Source organism: gamma proteobacterium symbiont of Scutellera amethystina (assembly GCF_059730845.1).
This window is the reverse complement of sequence record NZ_AP035935.1, coordinates 1,641,884-1,664,916: the sequence shown is the minus strand read 5'-3', so window position 1 is coordinate 1,664,916 and position 23,033 is coordinate 1,641,884. Positions and strand designations below refer to the sequence as shown.

Sequence of the window (23,033 nt, the reverse complement as noted above, 5' to 3'; positions counted from 1 at the left end):
ACCATGATTAAACGGTGACAGCGTCGCGCAAACCGACAGCAATCTGCTGGCCGTCGAACGGTACGCTGACGTTTTCCGGTAACCCATTGTCCAGCAACCAGTTATCCATCTCATGTGACAGGTGCACCAGCCATGCCTGGCGCGGAGCCAGCCGGGCCACGATGTCCAGTGCGCGGGTGACGTCGTTGTGATTACCCACCGTGGCGCGCGGCGCATCGTTGCAGTCAATCACCAGCTGATCGAGCGGCTGGCCCTGCAGGAAATCGGCGGTGTCCGGTGGCAAACCACAGGTGTCGCACAGCCACGCCAGCCGCGTGCCATGCCAGTCGAACAGGTAGCCGTAAGTCAGCCGCGAATGCTGCAGTGGCAGCGCCGTCACCTGCAGGCTGCCGAAGCTGTGCGCGACAAAAGGCGTCAGCGCCGGGCGAAACGCCAGCAGGCCGGGATGCTTAAACAGATCGTCGCAGCCCTTTTCATCCGGTGGCGCCCACACCGGAATCGGCGCGCCGCGGCCCCAGCGCAGACTGAACAGGCCGGCCACGTGATCTATGTGGAAATGCGTCAGCAGAATGCGGCTCAGCTCACCGGGCTGGAAGCGCTGATGCAGATCGGGCAGACCGGCATCGAGCAGGATGCGCTCGCGACCGGTGTCGATCAGCGCGCTGGTGGCGTGACGCGCATAGCGTGGCTGCTGCCGGGCGCGTTCACAGGCGCGACAGTCGCAGCCGAACAGCGGCGCGGCCTGCACGCCGCCCGTACCGAGAAAGGTCAGATTCATGGCGGATGCTCCAGTAACTGGCGCAGCTGATGGAGCGTGTCGATCAGCGCGCCGTCGTTGTTGAGCGCGTGGCAGTGGGCAGGCAGCGGTTCTGCCGCACGCGCCAGCCGTCGCTGAATGTCGGCTTCACTTTCGCGCCCGCGCTGGCGCAGCCGTGCCGCCAGTACGGCCGGCGAGACCTGCAGCACCAGCGGCAGCAGCTGCCCGCCGTAGTGCTGGCGCACGACTGGCAAATGCAGACGTGAACCGTTGACCAGCACGTTGAGACCGCGCGCCAGCCAGTGGTCAATCTCCTCGCCGAGCGCGTAGCTCAGGCCGTGTGCGCGCCAGCTGATGGCGAACAGGCCGAGCGCTTCCCGCCGGCGAAATTCGGCTTCGCTCAGCGCCACGTGGTTTTCACCGCCGGCATCGGCCGGCCGCGTGATATAGCGATGGGCGATCACCAGCTTGTCCGGCGGCGCCTCGCGCAGCGCGTTCAGCAGGCTGTCTTTACCCGAGCCCGAGGGCCCGGTCAGCCAGATGAGGCGCGCCATCAGAACACCAGCCTGCCCTGTGACCAGACGTGGCGAATGTGCACATGACCGTGATCGGTGTGTGCCAGCACCAGGTCGGCGCGCAGCCCTTCCGCAATCGTGCCGCGATCGTGCAGGCCAATCGCCTGTGCCGGGTTACGCGTGACCAGCGCCGCCGCCTGCGGTAGCGTCAGCGTATTACGCTCGTCGGCCACCAGGCGGAATACCGCATCCAGCAGGCTGGCCGGATAGTAATCCGACGAGAGGATGTCCAGCAGGCCGTGGCTGGCCAGCTGCCACGCCGCGACATTGCCGGAGTGCGAGCCGCCGCGCACAATGTTGGGCGCGCCCATCAGCACCCGCATGCCGCATTCGCGCGAGGCGCGTGCCGCTTCCAGCGTGGTGGGAAACTCGGCAATGGCGCTGCCCACCGCGTGTGACTCCGCGACGTGCGCCGCCGTGGCATCATCGTGGCTGGCAACCGGAATACCGCGCGCCTGGCACAGGCCAGCGATGGCGTTGCGGTTCGGCGTGGAGAATTCGGCAGCCAGCGCCAGCTGTTCGCGCTCAAACTGATCCATCTGCTCATCGTTGAGCTGATATTTGCCCTGATAGTAGGTGCGGTACATCTCCAGCGACGCATACTGGCGCTGGCCCGGCGAATGATCCATCAGCGACACCAGCGACAGCTCCGGGGTGCTCATCAGCGCTTCAAACAACGGCAACGTGGTGTGATGGGGTAGCTCACAGCGCAGGTGCAGCTGGTGGTCGGCGCGGTTGATGCCCTTGCGGTTGCTGTCCTGAATCGCCGTAATCATTTTGCTCAGGTTTTCGAGGCGATGACCGCCGTCGCGTACATCACCAACGCCAATGGCGTCCAGTACCGTGGTGATGCCGCTGGCGACCATCAGTGCATCGTGGCTGCTCATCGCCGAATGCGCCGGCCAGTCGACTTTGGGCCGTGGCGTGAAAAATTTATCGAGGTTGTCGGTATGCAGCTCGACCAGCCCCGGCAGCAAAAACGCGTTCCCGCCGTCCAGCGCGCCCGGCTGCTGACTGCCGCTGTCGCTGAAGCTGGCGATCCGGTCGCTGCGCATCTCCAGCGATCCGCTGACGACCTCATTTTCCAGCACCAGCCGGACATTATTCACAATCATGCCTGTTCTCCTGTGTGCAGCGGCTGCATGACGTGCAGGCGGTCGGCCACCCGGGCGCGCACCGCTTCGTCATGGAAAATACCTACGATAGCGGCGCCGCGGGCGCGCGCCTGTTCAATCAGCTCCACCACCGCCGCGCTGTTAGCGCTGTCGAGCGACGCCGTGGGTTCATCCAGCAGCAGCACCGGATAGTCAGCGATAAAGCCGCGTGCGATGTTGACGCGCTGCTGTTCCCCGCCGGAGAAGGTCGAGGGGGCCAGCGACCACAGGCGCTGCGGCACGTTAAGACGCGTCAGCAGTTCGCGGGCGCGCTGTTCACAGCGGGCGCGTTCGACGCCGCGCTCCAGCAGCGGCTGCATGACGATCTCCAGCGTCGGTACGCGCGGAATCACGCGCAGAAACTGGCTGACCCAGCCGACAGTGTCACGGCGGATCGCCAGCATCTGACGCGCCGGTGCCTGTGCCAGATCGACCCACTGGCCGTGATGCTGCAGCCAGATGTGACCGCTGTTGGCCTGATAGTTACCGTACAGCGCACGCAGCAGCGTGGATTTACCGCTGCCGGAGCGCCCGTGCAGCACCACGCATTCGCCGGCGGCCACCTCAAGGCTGGCGTGCTGCAGCACCGGCAGCTCGGCGCTGTTCTGGTTGTGCAGCACAAAGGTTTTGCTGAGATTCTCTACGCGCAAAATGGGTTGCATGTTGATGTCCTGATAATGATTCGTGCAGCCGCACGTAACCGTAGCGGCGCGATTTATCGCGCATTTAACAGCAACGCTCGCTGTTCAACTGGGCGCAATAAATTGCGCCGCTACGATTGGTGCACACCTCATGAGTAGGGCGCATTAATGCGCACCGCCAGCGTGTTCTATGCCAGCACCGATGAAACCAGCAGCTGGGTGTACGGATGGTGCGGATCGTCGAGCACCCGGTCGGTGAGCCCGCTCTCCACCACTTTGCCCTGCTTCATCACCAGCAGGCGGTGCGCCAGCAGACGCGCGACGCCGAGATCGTGGGTGACGATAATCACCGCCAGATTCAGTTCGCGTACCAGCGTGCGCAGCAGATCCAGCAGGCGCGCCTGTACCGAAACATCCAGCCCGCCGGTCGGCTCATCCATAAACACTAGCGTCGGCTGCGTCACCAGGTTGCGCGCAATCTGCAAACGCTGCTGCATGCCGCCGGAAAAGGTGGTGGGCAGATCGTCGATGCGGTTGGCCGGAATTTCGACGTCCTGCAGCCAGCGCAGCGCCTCGTTGCGGATGTCGCCGTAATGACGCTGTCCAATCGCCATCAGACGCTCACCAATATTGCCGCCCGCCGTCACCTGCGGACGCAGGCCATCCAGCGGATGCTGATGCACCACGCCCCACTCGGTGCGCAGTAACCGCCGGCGCTCGCTCTCGCTGAGCTGATACAGATCGCGGCCGCGATAAAGAATGTTGCCCTGCTGGGGCGCCAGACGCGCCGACAGGCTGCGCAGCAGCGTGGTTTTCCCCGAGCCGGATTCACCGACAATCCCCAGCACCTCTCCGGGATAGAGCGCAAAACTGACGTCTTCAAAACCTTTGCCCGGCGCGTAGAGGTGCGTCAGGTTATTGACCGCGAGCAGCGGCTGTTCACTGTGCATGCTGTTGTTCCTGCTGCTGGTGGCAAAAATCGGTATCGGAGCAGACAAACATGCGCGTACCGGCATCATCCATCACCACTTCGTCGAGATAGCTGTGGCGCGAACCGCACAGCGCACAGGGTTGTTCCCAGCTCTGCACGCTGAACGGGTGATCGTCGAAATCAAGACTTTCCACTTTGGTGTAGGGCGGCAGCGCATAAATGCGTTTTTCACGTCCGGCACCGAACAGCTGCAGTGCCGGCATCATGTGCATCTTCGGGTTGTCGAATTTGGGAATCGGCGACGGATCCATCACGTAGCGATCGTTAACCTTCACCGGATAGGCATAGGTGGTGGCGATATGGCCGTAGCGGGCGATATCTTCATACAGCTTGACCTGCATGATGCCGTACTCCTCCAGCGCGTGCATGGTGCGGGTTTCGGTCTCACGCGGCTCAATAAAGCGCAGCGGCTCCGGGATCGGCACCTGGAAAATCAGCACCTGATCCTCTTCAAGCGGCGTCTCCGGAATGCGGTGCCGCGTCTGGATCAGCGTGGCGTCTTTGGTGGCTTCGGTGGTTGCCGCCCCGCTGACGCGCTGGAAGAAGCGCCGGATAGAGACCGCGTTGGTGGTGTCATCCGCGCCCTGATCGATCACTTTCAGCACGTCGCTGTCGCCAATAATGCTGGCGGTGATCTGGATGCCGCCAGTGCCCCAGCCATACGGCATCGGCATTTCGCGGCCGGCAAACGGCACCTGATAGCCGGGGATCGCGACCGCTTTCAGAATGGCGCGGCGGATGGTGCGTTTGGTCTGCTCATCCAGGTAGCCGTTGTTGTAGCCGGTTAACTCACTCATCATTCTGCTCCTGATGCTGTTGGCGCAGCCGCTGCAGCAGCTCCAGCTCCGCCTGGAAATCCACGTAGTGCGGCAGTTTCAGGTGCGAGACAAAGCCGGCGGCTTCGACGTTATCGGCGTGCGACAGTACGAACTCTTCGTCCTGCGCCGGCCCGGCAATGCGCTCCTGATACTCGGGTGCCTGCAGCGCACGGTCCACCAGCGCCATCGCCATCGCCTTTCGCTCTGCGCGTCCGAACACCAGACCATAGCCGCGGGTAAAGTGTGGGGCGCTGTCGCCCTGGGTGGTGAAGCCGTTGACCATTTCGCATTCGGTCAGCAGGATCTCGCCAATTTCAATCTCAAAACCCAGCTCTTCGGGGCAGATCGACACGCTGAGATAGCCGGTGCGGATTTCACCGGCAAACGGATGGTTGCGGCCATAGCCGCGCTGGGTCGAATAGCCAAGCGCCAGCAGAAACCCTTCGTCGCCGCGCACCAGCTGCTGTAAGCGGGCAGCGCGTGACGCCGGATAACCGGGCGGCTGGCGCGTGATGTCGCACGGCTCGCTGCCGTCATCCTCTTCACGCGCTGCCAGCCCTTCACGCGTCATCATGCTGAACACATGCGGGCAACGCTGCGCCAGCGCCTGATCGTCACGCGCGGCGGCCGGCGTTTCGCCGTTGGCCAGCAGGGTAAAATCCAGCAGGCGGTGGCTGTAGTCATAGGTCGGGCCCAGCACCTGGCCACCGGGCAGATCTTTGTAAACTGCCGAGATGCGACGCTCGATGCGCATTTCCGCGGTATCCAGCGCCAGGCTGTCCGCGAGGCGCGGCAGCGTGGTGCGGTAGGCGCGCAGCAGGAAGATCGCTTCGACCAAATCGCCACTGGCCTGTTTGATGGCCAGGGCCGCCAGCTGCGTATCAAAGATGCCGCCTTCGGTCATCACCCGGTCCACCGCCAGCCCCAGCTGTTGCGCCACCTGATCGCAGCCCAGCTCCGCGACGCTGCGATCGCCACGGCGCAGATCGGCCTGCAGCTGATGGGCGCTGGCAATCGCCTTTTCGCCCCCTTTCACGGCTACATACATCAGCACACCTCCACGTCGGTGGTGCGTGGCAGCGCCATCATCGCTTCACCGCAGGTGAAAATCAGATCCACCCCCTGCGGGAACGGATGCGGGCGCTCACGCAGATAGGTCAGAATGGCGGCCGGCAGTTGCGGCGCGATGGCGCGCGGCTCACGCAGGCCGGGCCCGGAGAGGCGCAGCGTCAACCCGCCGTTGAGCGACGGCACTTCGACAATCAGCGTGGTGCTCTTCTCAGGGGACAGATTGTCACCGGCGGCGAAGCAGGCGGGATCGGGATTGGCCGCCGCGTGGGTCAGCGCAAACGGGGCATCGCGCTCATCGACAATCGGTACGCCGGTGTGAAAGCGCAGGTTGCTGCGCACGATATCGCTGTCCACGCGGCGATCCAGCCACAGCGCGCTCTCCTGATCGACCAGCGTCAGCAGCACCGCCGTTGCGGCCGGGGAGAGATCGCCCCAGCCCTGCGCCAGCGGCAGCGAGACCATCACGCCCGGCTCGCTCATCGCTTTGAGAATGCGGCGGAAGGCGCGCTGGGCGTCGGCAACCGGATGGTTAAAACTTGCCAGTAATGTCATTCGTTATCTCCGCGAACCAGCGTAAAGAAATCCACTTTGGAGCTGGCGATCTCCCGCGCGCGCAGCTGGCGCTGCTCTTCACGCAGTGCCGCCAGCGGCGCAATAATTTTTTCCTGCAGCAGCGCCTGGGTTTCCGGCTGTTGCAGCAGCGCATCAATCAGCGCGCAACGTTCGGCATGCGCCTTATCGCGCCCCAGCACATAGCTAAAACCCAGCGTGCCGTCGTGCAGTCTGATCACCGCGCGGGTGACGGTGGCATCGCCCATGACGAAGCGTTTCCCGCTGCCGCCCATGCGCGCCTGCAGACGGGTTAAACCGGTTTCCGCCGGGCGCAGGCGCTCGAAAGCGGGTGTAAGCTGTAGCGACTGCCAGTGGCTGGCCAGCGCGCTGGCTTCACTGTGCGCCAGCACCGAAAGCCAGTGCTGACGGGCGGTTTGCTGTTTCATTGGTGCTCCAGGGTGAGTTCAATCATGTCGCCACGCGTCAGGCTGACGGAGTACTCCGCCACCTGACCGTCCGGCTGTGTGTTCAGGGTGCGCACGCACAGCAGCGGCGCGTGCAGCGTAATCTCCAGCTGTTTGCACTCTTTGGCCTGTGCGCGGCGTGTACTGATGCGGGTCTGACGGCGACTCAGCTGCAGGCCGAGCTGCTGCTGCATGAAGTCGTGCAGGGAACCGTGCTGGAACGTCTGCAGCGCCGGCCACCAGCGCAGGTCGGCCAGATAGTGATTGATCACGCACACCGGCACGCCGTTGACGCGGCGCAGAGTGCGTAAGTGAATGACGCTGGCACCCTCGTCACTGCCCAGCGCGGCGGCCACGTCACTGCTGGCCGGACGCAGTACCGCCAGCAGCCGTTCGCTGGTGGGATGACTGCCCTGCTCCAGCAGGTTCTGGCTAAAGCGCGCCTGGGCATGCAGCGGGTAGTCGTACGGGCGCATCAGCACCAGGATGCCGACGCCATGGCGCCGCTGCAGCAGGCCTTTGTTCACCAGCTCATCCACGGCCCGGCGCAGCGTGTGGCGATTGACGGCATAGTAATCGGCCAGCTGCTGTTCTGACGGCAGATAATCGCCGCAGCGATAGCGCTCCTGCAGCGCCTGCTCCAGCTGGGCGGCAACCGCCTGATAAACAGTGGTCGGATGTCTGGATATCTCCATCACGCTCAATACCTCATTCGCTTCAGGTTGAGGGGCGCAGCGGAAGAGGCTGCGGAATGGCGACTACAGTGCGGGAGACAGATGACAGTGCCGTGACGGCTCAGTGACGTGCGGATGAATTTGCTTTAAGGCAGCAGGATGGCAGCCAGACGGTTGCCAATTCAATAAAATCCACTTAACTGTTACCTTTGTGACTATGCGCAAAAAAATCGCGTGCAGTTTCACGCCCTTAACCCTTCCCTTATCTGATGCAGGCTGCGTAAATTCTGCTAATTTATTCAGTAAGCCCTGCCCGGAGCGCGAAACCTTAAAATGATAAATACCTTCAAACTTTCGCACGGTTTTCGCCGCAATTTTTTGCGCGAAGTGATCCTGCCGCTGGTGGCGATTTTGCTGCTGACTTTTCTCGGTGCCGGTTTTGGCCTGTTCTGGAGCACCTCGGCCACCAATCATGAGGCGCGCGAGCAGCAGCAGCGGATGATCGCCGCCTCGTTCAATCAGAGCCTGAGTGAACATCTGCGCCAGCTGCGTAGCCTGACGCGCTGGTCCCCGCTCGCCGATCAACTGGCGCAGCCGCAGCCGGACAGCGACTGGCTGAATCAAAACGTCGGTAGCTGGCTGTACGATATGTTTGATCATCAGCTGATTGTGCTGCTTGACCGCACCAATCAGCCGACTGCCGTGTGGCGCAACGGCCAGCCGGTGGCGGATCTGCGCATCGGCCCGTACCTGCGCGATCTGTTGCAGACGCCACTGGTGCAAAGCAGTGATGAGGTACCCGGTCCGGCCGACCGCGCGGATTTTGTGCGCATCGGCCAGCGTGCGGCAGCGCTGGCGGTGGGCGATATCAGCAGCACGCGCGAGGCCGGGCGCTACCGGCTGGTGAGTATTAAGTTTCTTGATGATGGCTATCTGCGCAACCTGTCTGAACGCAGCCAGCTGCGGCAGCTCTTCTTTAGCGATGGCGTACCGCAGAGCGACCGCAAAGCACGCTATCCGCTGACCTCGCGTCAGGGCGATATCGTCGGCTACCTCAGCTGGGATCCGGACAAGCCGGGCGCGCAGATGTTGCGTACTCTCGGTCCTTCTACGCTGATTTCGGTGCTGCTGATCACCCTGCTGTGCCTGTTTATGGTGCGGCGTATCTGGACTTCCTCGCTCGATTTATCGCAGTCGCTGCTGAAGCTCGGGGCCAGCGAGGCGCAGGCGCAGCATCTGGCGTTTCACGATGTGCTGACCGGGCTGCCGAACCGGGCGCTGGTTGAAGATCGGCTGACTCAGGCACTGGCCGCCGCGACCCGTCACGACCAGCGCGTGGCGTTGCTGCTGCTGGATCTGGATCGCTTCAAAATCATTAACGATACCTGGGGCCATCACGCCGGCGATGACCTGATTATCGAGGTGGCGCGCCGCCTGAGCCACCTGGTGCGCGCCAGCGATACCGTCGGGCGTATTGGCGGCGATGAATTTATCATCGTGATGCCGGAGGTAGAGAATATCGGTCAGGTGCAGGCGCTGGCGCAGCGCATCATCGCCGCGCTGGGCGAGCCGTATCAGCTGGTGGGCAACGAGCTGTGGGTTGGCGTCAGCATTGGCCTGGCGCTGGCACCCCGCGATGGCATTGACCGGCTGGAGCTGATGCGCAAAGCCGACATAGCGCTGTACGAGGCGAAAAATGGCGGACGCGGCCAGTATCGCCAGTTTGAAAAGGTGATGGATGAATCGCTGCGCACGCGGCAGCAGATAGCGGCGGATCTGCGTCAGGCGCTGGTCACGTACGACGGTCTGGCGGTGTGGTATCAGCCGCTGATGGAGATCAGCGGCCAGCGGATTGTTGGACTGGAAGCGCTGCTGCGCTGGCATCATCCGCAGCGCGGCGATGTTTCGCCTGCGGACTTTATCGCCATCGCCGAAGAGACCGGCATGATTATTCCGCTGGGCGAATGGGTGCTGCGCGAGGCCTGCAAAACCGCCCTGAAGTTACCGCAGGTGATTGTGGCGGTGAACGTTTCGCCGGTGCAGTTCCGCGCCAGCGGGTTTGTCGAACGCATGATTGAGATTGTTCAGTCGGAAGGTGCCGATCCGCAGCGGCTGGAGCTGGAAATCACTGAAGGCGTGTTGATTGAGGATGAACACGAAGCGCGCAACAGCATCATCGCGCTGCGCGACGCCGGGTTCCGTATCGCGCTGGATGATTTCGGCACCGGTTATTCGAGCCTGAATTATCTCAGCACGTTTCCGGTCGACAAGATTAAAATCGACCGGTCGTTTACCCAGTCGCTGGGCGTGGCGGAGAATTCCACCGCGATTGTTGAATCCGTGGTGCGCCTCGGCCACGCCATGGGCCTGACCGTCACCGCCGAAGGCGTCGAAACCGAGGGCCAGAAAAACGCGCTGGCCGATGCCGGGTGTAATGAGCTGCAGGGATATTTGTTCAGCCGGGCGGTGCCGTTGAGCGAGATTGAGCGGATGGTGTGAGGGTGCAGAAAAGACGCAATAAACTGCGGCGCTACGATTTGTGCGGTGATGTATTTACGTGCTGCTCTATAACCGACATCATAAGGCGTTATTTTTCGCGCTTTTTTGAAGCTGGATCGGAGAAGTTAAAAAACAATCTGAAAAATTGATTCGGATAGCAGATGCTCTGTGAAAGGAGGCTGTTATGCAATTCAGAAAACAATTACGACTGTTGCATTACGATTACGCTGCAGCGGGAGCTTATTTCATTACCCTCGTTACGCGACAACGGTTATGTCTGTTTGGCCGTATCAGGCAGGCGCAACTAATTCCCAGTAAAACAGGGAGTGTTGTATATCAGGAATGGCTTAATCTGTCGTTACGTGTTCCAGGATTGATGACAGATGCATTTGTTGTGATGCCAAATCACCTACACGGCATTTTGTGGCTGTCCGGCGAGAACAATAATTCCTTAAGCAGAGTCATAGCTGGTTATAAGGCAGGCGTCAGTCGGGTTATCGCAAACAGAGTGTGGCAACACAATTTTTATGAGCGGATTATACGTAATGAAAAAGAGCTGTTTTTCGCACGGCAATATATTGAGCAAAACCCGTTGAGGTGGGAGCTGGATCATTATTATCAACAAGAGTGATGTCGATTATAAAGCGCAATATATTGCGCCGCTACGATTCGTGCGGCATTGTATTTCTGCACCACCATCCTGCTCACATTGTAGCGGCGCGATTTATCGCGCTGAGTGAAACACCGCACAACTGCCCGAATGCGCAATGAATTGCGCCGCTACGATTCGTGCGGGGTTGAATTTTGGCACCACCATCCTGCACACATTGTAGCGGCGTGATTTATCGCGCTGAGTTAACCATTGCACAGCTGCCGGAATACGCAATGAATTGCGCTGAGTTAAACACTTCACAGTTGCCCGAATGCGCAATGAATTGCGCCGCTACGATCCGTGCGGCATTGTATTTCTGCGCCACCATCCTGCACATATTGTAGCGGCGCGATTTATCGCGCTGAGTTAAACATTGCACAGCTGCCAGAATGCGCAATGAATTGCGCCGCTACGATGCGTACGGCATTGTATTTCGGCACCTCCATCCTGCACACATTGTAGCGGCGCGATTTATCGCGCTGAGTGAAACACTGCACAGCTGCCAGAATGCGCAATGAATTGCGCCGCTACGATTCGTGCGGCATTGTATTTCTGCACCACCATCCTGCACACATTGTAGCGGCGCGCTAACCCTTGCTGTGCAGCAACTGGCTGGCGGTGTCGCTAATCACCTGCGCCATGCCGCGGTCGCCCTTCGCCATTGACGACATAAAAGCTTTGGCCTGCTTAAGCGTGATATGCGGCGGCAGCGGGGCCACTTCCGGATCGGTTTTCACCTCCAGCAACACCGGTCGGGTGGCGCTGAGCGCCTGCTGCCACGCCGCCGCCAGATCCTCCGGCCGGTCGACATAGATGCCCTGCAAACCGAGGCTATCGGCAAAGCGCGCATATTGCACGTCCGGCAACTGCTGCGAAGCTTCAAAGCGTGGATTGCCTTCCATCACCCGCTGTTCCCAGGTGACCTGATTAAGATCCTGATTATTGAACACGCAGACAATCAAGCGCGGATCGGCCCACTGCTGCCAGTATTTCTGAATGGTGATCAGTTCGGCGAGGTTGTTCATCTGCATCGCCCCGTCGCCCACCAGCGCCACCACTGGCTGAGTGGGAAAGGCAAATTTCGCGGCGATAGCAAACGGGACGGCAGCGCCCATGCAAGCCAGCCCACCCGACAGCGTGGCGCGCTGGCCCTGCTTCACCCGATAATCGCGCGCAAACCAGTTGGCGCAGGAGCCCGAGTCCGAGGTGACAATTGCATCTTCCGGCAGCTGCGGGGACATCTCCCACACCACACGCTGCGGATTGACCGGGTTGGCGGGCGCCATGGCGCGCTGTTCCATCAACGTCCACCAGTCACGCACCTGCACCGCGATCTCCTCCTGCCAGTGGCGATCCGCTTTATGGGTCAGTAACGGCAGCAGCGCGCGCAGGGTCTCTGCCGCGTCGCCGTGCAGGTTGACCTCGCACGGATAGCGCAGCCCCAGCATCGCCGGATCGATATCGATTTGTACCGCGCGCACTTTACCTTCCGGCGGCAGAAACTCGGTCCACGGAAAACCGCTGCCAATCATCAGTAAAGTGTCGCAATTCTGCATCAGCTCCCACGACGGTTTGGTGCCGAGCAGGCCGATCGAACCGGTGACAAAAGGTGCATCGTCCGGCAGCACGTCTTTGCCCAGCAGCGCTTTGGCCACGCCCGCGCCGAGCACATTGGCGATTTGCACCACTTCGACCGCAGCACCGCGCGCACCGGCACCGATCAGCACCGCGACTTTTTTGCCGGCGTTAAGCACTTCTGCGGCGCGGCGCAAATCCTCGTCGTAGGGCACAATCTTAGGCCGCTGATAGCCCGGCCCGGAATGGGTAAATCCGTGCGCATGCTGCGGCGGCTGCCAGTTCTCATCCTGCAGATCTTTCGGCAGGATGATCACCGCGACGCCGTTCTGCGCTTTGGCAATGCGCACGCCGCGATCGACCAGATGCTGGACCTGCGCCGGCGCTGCCGCTTCCTGCACGAAGTTCGCCACATCGGCGAAGATGCGGTCTAAATTCATCTCCTGCTGATAGCTGGCGCCGCGCGCGGTGGTTTCCGCCTGGCCGGCAATCGCCAGCACCGGCGCGTGATCCATTTTGGCATCATACAGGCCGGTCAGCAGATGGGTGGCACCGGGGCCGCCGGTCGACAGACAGACGCCGAGCTCACCGGTAAATTTGGCGTGACCGGCAGCCATAAAGGCCGCCATCTCTTCATGTCGCACCTGAATAAATTCGATGCCTGCACCGGCTTTATTGGCCCGCTGGATAGCGCCCAGCACGCCGTTGATGCCATCGCCCGGATAGCCATAAATGCGCGTGACGCCCCATGCCTGCAGGCGTTCAACAAAGAAATCGCTGGTTTTCTTGCTCATGACGGGCTCTCCCTTAGACGTTTGCAATAAACGTTAAGGGTAGCCGACGAAATGGAATGTGACAGATAACGCCTGTTCGGCGACGTTCGCCGCGTCTGGCTTAGAAATCACCGCCGTTACGCTTAGTTAACCCAGCGCAGGCGAGACTAGCGCAAAGGTCTGCGGCCCGTTTGATGCCGCCCGCCACGGTGTGCCGTGTACCATCGCATAAGGCGCATCGACCTGCGCCAGCCCAAGGTTGAGCAGCCACGCGCCGAGCCGGGCATCGGGCGTGTCCAGCCGGACAAACTGCTGCGTCAGATCCTGCATCAGCTGCGACACCAGCGCCTGCGCCGCCGCAACATCGTCAGCAATCACCGGGCCGATGGTCCAGCCGTGCCCAAAGCGGCGGCGACTGGCAAACCCCTGCAACCTGCCCTGTGCATCCTGCAGCACCACGCTTTGCGCCAGCAGCTGCTGATGCAGACGCGTTCGCCGCAGCCCGTTCGCCAGATAATCCAGTGCGTCGATGGCGGCGGCATCCGCTTCAACGGCCGGCCGCAGCGTCAGGCCATCCGGTACGATTACCGCAGGCTGCTGCGCCAGCGCGCGCGTCTGATGCTGCGCCACGCGATCGCAGGCCTGGAAGCCGAGCTTCTCATACAGCACCTGCCCCATATCGGTGGCGTGCAGCCGCACGTTGCAGCCGGAGAATTTTTCCAGCATGGCCTGCATCACCTGGCGGCCAATACCGCGTCCGCGCGCCTGTTCGCTCACAATCACCAGACCAATAGTGGCGGCATCCGGCCCCCAGCGCCAGCCAATCGCCCCGCCGAGATAGTCGCCCTGCGCCTCAACCACCACGCCTTCACCCAGGGCGATGAGCTGCTGCCAGTCTTCACGGCGGTGCGCCCAGCCCAGTTGCTGAGTCAGGCGATAACCCGCTTCGGCGTCCGCGAGGGTCATGGCGCGCAATATCGTATTCATTCTGTTCTCCCTGAGAGGCGTTCTGCCCGCCAGCTTGCCACGTCCGTTTGCGGAAGCAAATAAAAAAGGCCCGCACCGGGCCAGAGAGGAAACTCAGATTTGGAAATCGATGGCGGGTTCGTCGTCGGTTTCGTAAGAGAGCGCCTGCCGTTTGATCTCTTCCAGTGACAGGTTAGCGTTACACAGTTCAAGGAACTGCCAGACGTAGTTGCGCTGGAGCTGGCCGCGCTTCAGCCCGAGCCACACGGTGTTGGCATCAAACAGATGGTGAGCATCGATCTTCACCAGGTCTTCGCCATCGTAAATATCGCACGCCTGATCGGCGAGGATACCGACGCCCAGCCCGAGTTCGACATAGGTTTTCACTACGTCAGAATCCTGCGCGCTGAGCACGATATCCGGGCGGAGGCCAGCAGCCTGGAAGGCGCGGTCCACGCGCGAGCGACCGGTAATCCCCTGACGATAGGTGATCAGCGGATGGCGGCTGAGGCTGGCGAGCGTGACCGGCTGATTCGCCAGCAGCTCGTGATCGTGCGGTACCAGCAGCGAGTGGTGCCAGCTGAACCACGGGAATGCCGCCAGGCTGGTGTTATTCACCAGCTGCTCCGAGGCAATGCCGACATCAGCCTCACCGGCCAGCAGCATGGCGACGATCTCCTGCGGTGAACCCTGATTGAGTTCCAGCCGCACGTTGGGATAGAGCTGGCGAAACGCTTTGATGACGCGCGGCAGGCTATAGCGCGCCTGGGTGTGCGTGGTGGCGATGGTCAGCACGCCGCTGGTCTCATTGGTAAACACATCCGCCAGCCGGCGCACTTTGCCGGCCTCATCAAGGATGCGTTCAGCAATGGTCAGCAGCGCTTTGCCCGGTTCGGTCATGCCTAACAGCCGCTTGCCACGACGAATGAAGATTTCCACGCCCAGTTCATCTTCCAGATCGCGAATATGCCGGCTCACCCCCGATTGCGAGGTAAACAACGTATTGGCGACTTCTGTCAGGTTGAATTCGCAACGGGCCGCTTCGCGTATAATTTTAAGTTGCTGGAAATTCACACCCTTTTCTCCTGTTTCCTGCCCCTGTTTCGTCCATGTTATGAAGTTGGTGTGATTGCAACAAATAATAAAAAACGGTGTGTTATGCGGAATAGTAATAAGCGTGGGGTTGGGGATGGGTGCGATTTGCCGCCCTCACCCCGGCCCTCTCCCATAGGGAGAGGGAGTGGATCGCGCGATATTCAGATGGCGTGCCGGGATGGATGGCCGCGCCAGACGGTTCCCTCTCCCGCAGGCGGGAGAGGGTTAGGGTGAGGGAAAAAACCTCTCTATCACCCCACTAACATCAGTTCGCGCTCCTCCACCATCGGCTTATTCAGCAGCGACAGCAGAATATTTTTGACCGCCTGCGCCGATGGCGACAGCGGCAGGCGCGCTGAGACGTTCAGCGACAGCGGCAGATTCAGCGACGGACTGTTAATGCGTGCCATCCACGCATGCGTTGAACTCACCAGCGCGCGTGCCGCCGATTCCGGCAGTACGGTAACGCCCATGCCGCTCGACACCGCCGCGGTTAAGGTTGAGATCGACTCAATTTCACCGATGATTTTCGCGCTCAGGCGACGCAGCGAGAACGCTTCGTCCACGCGTTTGCGCACTGCGCTGTAGTCACGTGGCAGGAACAGGTTCATCTGCGCCACGTCAGCCAGATCCACCGTAGCCCCCGGACAGGCCGTCGCCCCTACAAGATACAGCTCCTCTTTCATCAGCGGAATGCTGTTGATACCGGCAGTCGGCGCGCGATCGTACAGCACGGCCATATCCAACTGGCCATTCATCACTTTCTCATTGAGTGAAGTGCCGCTGTTCTCGTGCAGATAGACCAGCACATCAGGATATTGCTCGCGCACCGTTTGCAGCAGCGGCATAGTGAGCGAAGAGGCCGCTGTGCCCGGCGCGAGGCCAATCGATACCTGACCATTGAGCGCCTGGCCAGCGTTGATCACCGCTGTCTGCGCCTGTTCGCACTGGCGCAGGATGGTGCGTGCGTGAGCATAAAGAATTTTACCGGCTTCGGTTGGCGTTACGCCGCGCTTGGTGCGGATCAGCAACTGCTGGTCGAGTTCGTTCTCCAGCGTCGCCACCTGTTGGCTGAGTGCAGGTTGTGCGATATGCAGGACTTCTGCTGCCTGCGTCAGGCTGCCGATATCGACGATTTTTACAAAGTATTTCAGTCGTCTTAAGTTCATATTGCCTCCGTCACGGATCCCCGAATGCCCAAATGATGAGTTCTCAGCCTGCTGGCTTGTGACAAAGAAATTGCAATATGCAGGCCAGGTTTGATCTTTACCCGGCGGGCACTGACCAGAATTTTCCTAACGAACGGGAAAATAAGCGTTTCTGATTACCCCGAATGGGTTAATAAGTGCCGCACATGGCCCATAACGTTTATCCGCTGAAGATGACGCACCCTGATGGTGCAGCATTTGCGAGGCAGATGTGCAAAAAAGTGATGACTGCGCGTGCTGCTGTGGTGCAAAACGGGCAGAAAATGCACGGATTGCGGGGGCAGAAAGGAGAATAAAGAGAAATTGCGCGGTGGCTATCAGTGGGAAAACTTATTGTGTCTGACGATGCCGGCAGTCCGGCAGCGTGCAATTACCGCCTTTACCCTGCTCCTCTCCCGGAAGAGAGGAGCAGAACGGGTTAGCGTTTTTTGCGGTTGCGGTGCATATCGATTGAAACCGCTGCAACGATGATCATCCCTTTAATGATGTCCTGCACGTAAGCATCGACGCCAACAAAGGTAAAGCCACTTTTGATTAAACCGAGGATCACTGCGCCGATCAGCGTGCCGGTAATCCGCCCGACGCCGCCCATCAGGCTGCTGCCACCAATAACTGCGGCGGCGATGGCGTCGAGTTCATACGCCATGCCCATGCTCGACTGACCGCTGCTGACGCGCGCCGCCAGCACCACCCCCGCCAGACCCGAGAGCGCCCCGGCGATGGTATACACGATGATCAGATATTTATTAACGTTGATGCCCGACACTTTGGCGGAGGTCATGTTGCCGCCAATCGCATAGACATATTTGCCGTAGCGGGTGTGTTTGAGTGCGATGTGGAACAGGAAGGCGACCACCAGGAAGATAATCACCGGCATCGCGCCCTGACCGATGGAGGTGAAACCGTCCGACAGGAAGCTGATCGGGTTGCCCTGGGTATAATATTGTGCCAGACCGCGCGCCGACACCATCATACCGAGCGTGGCGATAAACGGCGGAATACCGGTTTTGGTGATGAGCACGCCGTTGACCACGCCGCACAGCAGGCCGACGCCGATGCCCGCGACGATCGGGATGGCGGCGGGCAGATTGACCAGCGACGGATACATCGGCGACAGGCTGTCAGACGTCTGCGCCAGGCTGGCGGCAACCACCGCCGTCAGGGCGATAACCGAACCGGACGACAGGTCGATACCGGTAGTAATAATCACCTGAGTGACGCCGACGGCGATGATACCGATGATCGCCACCTGCAGCACAATCAGCACTAAACGGTTGGTGTTGAGCAGAAATGACTGGTCACGCACGTACCAGCCGGCTATTTCAAAGATCAGCGCAATGCCTAACATCACGACAAAGATGCCGGTGTCTTTCGGCAGTTTATGGCGCAGATTGCCGAAGAAGGAGCTCTGTTCGGTGGCCTGCGGGGCCGTTACTTTTACGTTACTCATAGGGGTCTCGTGCCTCACTCGGATGCCAACGACAAAATGGTTTCCTGGTCGGCCTCTTCTTTATCGAGGATGCCGGTTATACGTCCGCCGTGCATCACCATCACCCGGTCGCTCATGCCGAGAATCTCCGGCAGCTCAGAGGACACCATGATGATGGCCACGCCACGGTTAGCCAGTTCACTGATCAGGCGGTAGATTTCGGCTTTGGCGCCGACATCAATGCCGCGGGTTGGTTCATCGAGGATCAGAATCTTCGGTTGCGCCAGCAGCCAGCGCGCAATCAGCACCTTCTGCTGGTTACCGCCGCTGAGGTTATTGATGATCTGATCCATGGTCGGCGTTTTAATATTGAGTTTGCGGATCTGCTCCATGCAGTCCTGCGCCATCTTCATGTGGCTAACGAAACCGCTTTTGCCGATATAATCGGGCATATTGACGATGCTCATGTTCTCCAGCACCGACAACACCAGAAACAGCCCGGACTTTTTGCGGTCTTCGGTGAGAAACGCCATGCCCTTCTCAATTGCCGTTGACGGCGAATCGATTTTCACCGGCACACCATCGATCAGCACTTCACCGCTGTCGAAGCTTTCCATGCCGAACAGGCTCTCCATCACCTCGCTGCGTCCGGCACCTACCAGCCCGGCCACGCCGAGGATCTCGCCTTTGCGCACGCTGAAGCTGACATCGGTAAAGCGGTCTTTGCAGGTCAGGTTGCGCACCGTCAGCACTTCTTCGCCGATGGCGCTATTGAATTTAGGGAACAGCTGCGTCAGTTCGCGTCCCACCATCTGGGTGATCAGCGACTGACGGGTAAAGGCGGTGGTGCTGTTGCTGCCGACCCAGGTGCCGTCGCGGAAGATGCTGATCTCATCGGTGATGGCGAAAATTTCATCCATTTTATGGCTGATATAGATGATGGCTTTGCCCTGGGCACGCAGGTCGCGGATGATGGTGAACAGATGCGCCACTTCGGTTTCCGTCAGCGCCGAGGTCGGTTCATCCATAATCACGATGTCGGAGTTCCACGACACCGCTTTGGCAATTTCCACCATCTGCTGGGACGCAATGCTGAGCTCGCCGACCAGCCGATCGGCTTTCAGACGGATATTCAGCTTGTTAAGCAGTTCCTGCGTCTGCTGGTTGAGCTTGCCGTGATCGACAAAGCCGTATTTCATCGGTTCACGACCGAGCCAGATATTCTCCGCCACGGTCATGTAAGGCACCAGATTCAGCTCCTGGTGAATCATGGAAATGCCGGAACGCAGCGCGTCCATGGTGTCCTGAAACTGCACTGGCTCCCCTTTAATGCGGATAGTGCCCTTATCGGGACGATACATCCCGATAAGGCATTTCATTAAAGTGGATTTGCCCGCGCCATTTTCACCCATCAGGGCATGTACCGACCCCGGCTTAATACGCAGTGAGACATTGTCGAGTGCCTTCACTCCGGGGAAGAACTTGCTGATGCCTTCGGCTTCAAGCGCAAAAGCGGTCATACATCACCTCCGTACGGCTAAGTCGGTTACGGTTTATTTCTGATTCTGACTGGCAAATTTTTCGTAGTTATCTTTGGTGATCAGCTGGAACGGGATATCGACCACTTTCTGCACTTTCTCGCCGTTAATCAGCTTGACCGCCGTCTGTACCGCGCCTTCACCCTGACCTTTCGCATCCTGGAAGACCGTGGCGACCATTTTGTCGTTCTTGATCATCTGCAGTGCATCCGGGGTACCATCCACACCCGCGACCAGAATGTGATTCGGGTTTTTACCCAGCGCCTGCAGCGCACCGATCGCCATTTCATCGTTGTTAGAGGCAATAGCCTGAATGTCATCACCGGCGGTCAGCCAGTTACTCACCACGTCCACCGCATCATTACGGGTAAATTTGGCGGTCTGTTTCTGTACCACTTTAATGCCCGGGTATTTGGCGACCACCGCTTCCACGCCTTTGGTGCGTTCACGGGTTGATTCGTTAGCCAGGTCACCCAGCAGAATCGCCACGTTGCCTTTGCCGTTCATCTTTTTCGCCAGCGCTTCCATCTGCAGACGGCCTGCCAGTTCAGAATCCGAACCGACGAACGCCATTTTGTCTTTCAGCTCGCCCGATGGTTTGCGGTTGACGAATACCAGCGGCACGCCGGCCTTAGCGGCGGCATCCACCAGCGGTTTCACCGCGTTGGTATCGACCGGGTTCACAATGATGGCGTCAACACCCTGACCAATGAAGTTCTGCACCTGCTGCAGCTGCTGGGCCACGTCGCCTTTGGCGTCTTCAACCTGGCCTTTGATATTGTCTTTTTGCATCTCTTTCTGCATGGCTGTGCGCAGGATGGTGAGGAAGTTGTCATCAAACAGCGCCATAGAAACGCCCAGCTGGATATCTTTTGCCATCACAGCGGCAGGTAACATGCAAGCTAACAGGGAAGTCACTAACGCTTTTTTGAATTTCATAGGTAACCCTTCTTATTTGTTAACGTGCTCAGGTTGGCTGAGTGCGCGAATGAAAAATATCTTTTACATTCACTCAACGTCGCTGGCGTTTTTTTTCTGTTCGTAGAGGTAAGGCTTCTGGTCTGACGCTATCGGTACCGTGCTGCTCCTTTTTTCAACATCTTCCTTATCAATATGTTACTTTCGCAAGAAGCATTGAGCGGACAAAACTCGTTTCGGGCGTGATGATAAGCAGTTCATTTGTTTCATCCCTTCTTCTTTTGAAATTTTCATCATAAAAGCACTGAAATGATTGTTTTAAAATCGGCAAATAACAAAACTTTGACACGCATCTAACATCTCAAAGGAAATGCGTTTAAAGTGAGATCTTGCTGGCAGTTTGAAATCTGCCCATTCAAGGCAGAAAAGCAGCAATCCGCTGCTTTTACGCGCACTTAAACCAGAAGTGTGCGATCGGGCTTTGACAACGGGGATCGGCATCGCTAATATTCGCCTCGTTCCAACGATTCCTCTGTAGTTCAGTCGGTAGAACGGCGGACTGTTAATCCGTATGTCACTGGTTCGAGTCCAGTCAGAGGAGCCAGATTTAAAGAAGCCCGCTTAGGGAAACCTGAGCGGGCTTTTTATTGTGGTGAGTTTGCTGGGCGATGGAAGATGATACGGGCCGTAACGCGCCGCAGCCGACGGCCGTGCCCTGCGCATCTCTAAGGAGGCTGCTGTGGCGCTATGGTGTTACGCTAATCTGAAGTAGCGTTCCAGATCCTGCAGTAAACCCGGATGCGAAGGTTGCCAGCCGGTACGCTGCCGGGTTAATTCTCCTGATGCACGCATATCCATGGTAACAAATAGCGCCAGCCAGCCAAAATGGGCACTGGCTTCTTCGCGGGTCAGTTGTACGACTGGAACCCCCAGGCCCGCTCCGATGTCTTCGGCAATGTTGCGCAATGAGATGCCCTGTTCCGCAACGGCATGGTAACGCTGGCCAGGCAGCGCTTTCTCAAGTACTGTCCGATAAAGTGAGGCGACATCAGCAACATGCGCCGCAGCCCATTGATTGTTCCCCTCCTCCACATAGGCTGACACGCCTTTTTCTCGCGCCAGCTGGATTAACGCTGAGACGAACCCCTGTTTCACCTCGTTGTGCACTTGTGGCAACCGGATGATGGAAACATTGATGCCACTGTCTGCGGCCTGGGCTGCTGCTATTTCGGTCGATTTGCGCGGATTTTGCGTCGACGGGTCGTAAAAATCCTCGCTGGCAAGCTGACCCGGTGCGCGACTGCCCATGGCAGCAACTGAAGTGATAAGTAATGGTCGCGTCGAATCCAGTAACCCCTTACCTAAGGCTGCAATTGCCTGAGTTTCCTGCATTGCCGTGTCCTGTGGGTGAGCAAAAGCGTGGTCATAAGCGCAGTGGATCACCGCATCAGCGGCGCGGGCACCCACGGTCAGACTCAGAAGGTTCTTCAGTTCGCCCCGGTGCGCGTCCGCGCCAATACGATTGAGACGCTGAACAGTCTGCTCCGAACGAGCCAGTCCGGTGACATGATGACCCGCCTGAATCAGCTCAGCGGCGATCGCCATACCGATAAACCCGCTTGCACCTGTTATGAACACTTTCATTACAATCCCCTTATCGATGGTCTGGGACAACAACGTCCCGGTGATAAGCAGATTAAAATATGAATAATGGTACGGTCTCTGCTATAACGAGGTAATTTTATGCAGATCGTACGGAATTTTATGGATCCACTTTCCGAAGTGCTTACTCTGCTCAGATTGCAGGGGGCTATTTCAGGCGGTTTTCCAGTGGAAGCACAGACCGCGCTGGTGTTTGCGCCTCATCAGGGCATCAAATGCTACTGTGTCGTGGAAGGTTGCTGCTGGGTCGCGGTTGACGGAGACCAGCAGCCTCTGTTACTGGAAACCGGCGACTGTGTATTTCTCACCTCTGGCAAATCCTTTAGTCTGGCCACCCATCCCGCGGCGAAAAGACAGCCTTTTGTACCGCCCGACAGCGAAACGGGCGCGCTGACGCAGGTCGCGCCCGATCAGGGTGCTTTTATTCTCGGCGGTCGATATACCTTCGATAGCGCACTGGCAGATATCCTGCTGCAGGCTCTGCCCGCGATCATTCCTGTCAGGCAGGGCACGGGAACCAACATTATGCGCAGTGCGATGGAATGCCTTAGAGAGGAGATACAAACATCGCAGCCAGGCGGCGTTTTACTCTCGCAGCAACTGGTGCAGATCATGCTGGTGCAGGCGCTCAGGGTATTTCTTCAGCAGGAAGGTGAAGAACGCATTGGCTGGCTATTTGCCCTTTGCGATCCTCAACTCAAAGCCGCACTAAATTTAATGCATGCCGATCCCGCGTTCTCGTGGACGTTGCAGGAACTGGCCCATCGGACGGGGATGTCGCGTACGGTATTCGCGAAAAAATTTAAATCCCGGGTGGGGATGACGCCGATGCGATACCTGTCGAGATGGCGAATGCTGCTGGCAGGGGAGCGCCTGAGAAGCTCGCGCGAACCCATTTCGCAGATTTCATTTTCTGCCGGATATGATACTGAAAGCGCATTTGGACGCGCGTTTAAAAAAGAGTGGGGATGCTCTCCACGAGAGCATCGTCAACAGCAACAAAACGCCACGTAGTGAGTGG

Annotated in this window: 22 protein-coding genes and 1 tRNA gene; 5 read left to right on the top strand and 18 right to left on the bottom strand. The window is 59.1% G+C overall.

Translation table 11 applies throughout. From position 1 onward, the window contains the following. Positions 1-7: 7 nt before the first annotated feature. The 10 genes from phnP to phnF form a co-directional block, all read right to left on the bottom strand. On the bottom strand, positions 8-778 hold the full coding sequence (gene phnP / locus AC6I79_RS07550) for a phosphonate metabolism protein PhnP (protein ID WP_159378472.1): 771 nt from the start codon (positions 776-778) through the stop codon (positions 8-10). Further along, complete coding sequence (gene phnN, locus AC6I79_RS07545; RefSeq protein WP_058771120.1) at positions 775-1,311, bottom strand: ribose 1,5-bisphosphokinase; 537 nt, start codon at positions 1,309-1,311, stop codon at positions 775-777. The genes phnP and phnN overlap by 4 nt, the downstream gene beginning before the upstream one ends. After that, the gene (gene phnM / locus AC6I79_RS07540) at positions 1,311-2,447 is read right to left on the bottom strand and encodes an alpha-D-ribose 1-methylphosphonate 5-triphosphate diphosphatase (protein ID WP_159378473.1); all 1,137 of its coding nucleotides are present in this window, start codon (positions 2,445-2,447) and stop codon (positions 1,311-1,313) included. The genes phnN and phnM overlap by 1 nt, the downstream gene beginning before the upstream one ends. Beyond that, on the bottom strand, positions 2,444-3,148 hold the full coding sequence (gene phnL / locus AC6I79_RS07535; protein ID WP_021509801.1) for a phosphonate C-P lyase system protein PhnL: 705 nt from the start codon (positions 3,146-3,148) through the stop codon (positions 2,444-2,446). The genes phnM and phnL overlap by 4 nt, the downstream gene beginning before the upstream one ends. 167 nt (positions 3,149-3,315) lie before the next feature. Then, positions 3,316-4,077: a phosphonate C-P lyase system protein PhnK gene (gene phnK, locus AC6I79_RS07530; protein ID WP_021509800.1), complete on the bottom strand. Its 762-nt coding sequence runs from the start codon at positions 4,075-4,077 to the stop codon at positions 3,316-3,318. Next, positions 4,067-4,915 carry an alpha-D-ribose 1-methylphosphonate 5-phosphate C-P-lyase PhnJ gene (locus AC6I79_RS07525; RefSeq protein ID WP_021509799.1) on the bottom strand — a complete coding sequence of 283 codons (849 nt, stop codon included), beginning with the start codon at positions 4,913-4,915 and terminating at the stop codon, positions 4,067-4,069. Before AC6I79_RS07525 ends, phnK begins: the two co-directional genes overlap by 11 nt. Further along, entirely contained in the window at positions 4,908-5,984 is a 1,077-nt protein-coding gene (locus AC6I79_RS07520) for a carbon-phosphorus lyase complex subunit (RefSeq protein ID WP_498027670.1), read from the bottom strand. The genes AC6I79_RS07525 and AC6I79_RS07520 overlap by 8 nt, the downstream gene beginning before the upstream one ends. Continuing rightward, positions 5,984-6,559: a phosphonate C-P lyase system protein PhnH gene (phnH, locus tag AC6I79_RS07515; RefSeq protein WP_058771117.1), complete on the bottom strand. Its 576-nt coding sequence runs from the start codon at positions 6,557-6,559 to the stop codon at positions 5,984-5,986. Before phnH ends, AC6I79_RS07520 begins: the two co-directional genes overlap by 1 nt. Next, positions 6,556-7,005: a phosphonate C-P lyase system protein PhnG gene (gene phnG, locus AC6I79_RS07510; RefSeq protein ID WP_058757348.1), complete on the bottom strand. Its 450-nt coding sequence runs from the start codon at positions 7,003-7,005 to the stop codon at positions 6,556-6,558. Before phnG ends, phnH begins: the two co-directional genes overlap by 4 nt. Further along, the gene (gene phnF, locus AC6I79_RS07505; RefSeq protein ID WP_498027669.1) at positions 7,002-7,718 is read right to left on the bottom strand and encodes a phosphonate metabolism transcriptional regulator PhnF; all 717 of its coding nucleotides are present in this window, start codon (positions 7,716-7,718) and stop codon (positions 7,002-7,004) included. The genes phnG and phnF overlap by 4 nt, the downstream gene beginning before the upstream one ends. 312 nt (positions 7,719-8,030) lie before the next feature. On the opposite strand from phnF, the gene AC6I79_RS07500 reads away from it, so the two are divergent. Both AC6I79_RS07500 and AC6I79_RS07495 read left to right on the top strand, forming a co-directional pair. Next, complete coding sequence (locus AC6I79_RS07500) at positions 8,031-10,196, top strand: putative bifunctional diguanylate cyclase/phosphodiesterase (protein WP_394521623.1); 2,166 nt, start codon at positions 8,031-8,033, stop codon at positions 10,194-10,196. A 184-nt stretch (positions 10,197-10,380) separates the two neighbouring features. Continuing rightward, positions 10,381-10,827, top strand: a complete 447-nt coding sequence (locus AC6I79_RS07495; protein WP_159378475.1) for a transposase — start codon at positions 10,381-10,383, stop codon at positions 10,825-10,827. Positions 10,828-11,435: 608 nt separating this feature from the next. On the opposite strand, the gene AC6I79_RS07490 is transcribed toward AC6I79_RS07495, so the two are convergent. The 4 genes from AC6I79_RS07490 to nac all read right to left on the bottom strand — a co-directional run bounded on the left by AC6I79_RS07490 (position 11,436) and on the right by nac (position 16,426). Next, entirely contained in the window at positions 11,436-13,217 is a 1,782-nt protein-coding gene (locus AC6I79_RS07490; RefSeq protein WP_241798905.1) for a thiamine pyrophosphate-requiring protein, read from the bottom strand. Between the two features lie 126 nt (positions 13,218-13,343). Beyond that, a complete protein-coding gene (locus AC6I79_RS07485; RefSeq protein WP_498027668.1) occupies positions 13,344-14,183 on the bottom strand; it encodes a GNAT family N-acetyltransferase in 840 nt (279 codons plus the stop codon). Positions 14,184-14,276: 93 nt separating this feature from the next. After that, positions 14,277-15,236, bottom strand: coding sequence for an HTH-type transcriptional regulator Cbl (gene cbl, locus AC6I79_RS07480; protein ID WP_021509789.1), 960 nt, complete (start codon positions 15,234-15,236; stop codon positions 14,277-14,279). Positions 15,237-15,508: 272 nt separating this feature from the next. After that, on the bottom strand, positions 15,509-16,426 hold the full coding sequence (gene nac / locus AC6I79_RS07475) for a nitrogen assimilation transcriptional regulator NAC (RefSeq protein ID WP_058757341.1): 918 nt from the start codon (positions 16,424-16,426) through the stop codon (positions 15,509-15,511). Between the two features lie 185 nt (positions 16,427-16,611). Between nac and AC6I79_RS07470 the strand changes: the two genes are divergently transcribed. After that, entirely contained in the window at positions 16,612-16,761 is a 150-nt protein-coding gene (locus AC6I79_RS07470; RefSeq protein WP_185749261.1) for a hypothetical protein, read from the top strand. A 122-nt stretch (positions 16,762-16,883) separates the two neighbouring features. Here the strand turns inward: AC6I79_RS07470 and AC6I79_RS07465 are convergent, their stop codons facing one another. The 3 genes from AC6I79_RS07465 to AC6I79_RS07455 are packed head-to-tail and all read right to left on the bottom strand — an operon-like array spanning position 16,884 to position 20,371. Continuing rightward, complete coding sequence (locus AC6I79_RS07465) at positions 16,884-17,915, bottom strand: ABC transporter permease (protein ID WP_058777949.1); 1,032 nt, start codon at positions 17,913-17,915, stop codon at positions 16,884-16,886. Between the two features lie 14 nt (positions 17,916-17,929). After that, entirely contained in the window at positions 17,930-19,414 is a 1,485-nt protein-coding gene (locus AC6I79_RS07460) for a sugar ABC transporter ATP-binding protein (RefSeq protein ID WP_021509786.1), read from the bottom strand. A gap of 33 nt (positions 19,415-19,447) precedes the next feature. After that, positions 19,448-20,371 (bottom strand): sugar ABC transporter substrate-binding protein, encoded by a 924-nt coding sequence (locus AC6I79_RS07455; protein ID WP_058777951.1) that lies wholly within the window; start codon positions 20,369-20,371, stop codon positions 19,448-19,450. Positions 20,372-20,878: 507 nt separating this feature from the next. Between AC6I79_RS07455 and AC6I79_RS07450 the strand changes: the two genes are divergently transcribed. Next, positions 20,879-20,954, top strand: a tRNA-Asn gene (locus AC6I79_RS07450). Between the two features lie 149 nt (positions 20,955-21,103). Here the strand turns inward: AC6I79_RS07450 and AC6I79_RS07445 are convergent. Then, positions 21,104-21,994 carry an SDR family oxidoreductase gene (locus AC6I79_RS07445; RefSeq protein ID WP_498027667.1) on the bottom strand — a complete coding sequence of 297 codons (891 nt, stop codon included), beginning with the start codon at positions 21,992-21,994 and terminating at the stop codon, positions 21,104-21,106. A 120-nt stretch (positions 21,995-22,114) separates the two neighbouring features. Here AC6I79_RS07445 and AC6I79_RS07440 point away from each other — a divergent pair, with 120 nt between their 5' ends. Then, positions 22,115-23,026 carry an AraC family transcriptional regulator gene (locus tag AC6I79_RS07440; protein WP_498027666.1) on the top strand — a complete coding sequence of 304 codons (912 nt, stop codon included), beginning with the start codon at positions 22,115-22,117 and terminating at the stop codon, positions 23,024-23,026. Positions 23,027-23,033 lie beyond the last annotated feature (7 nt).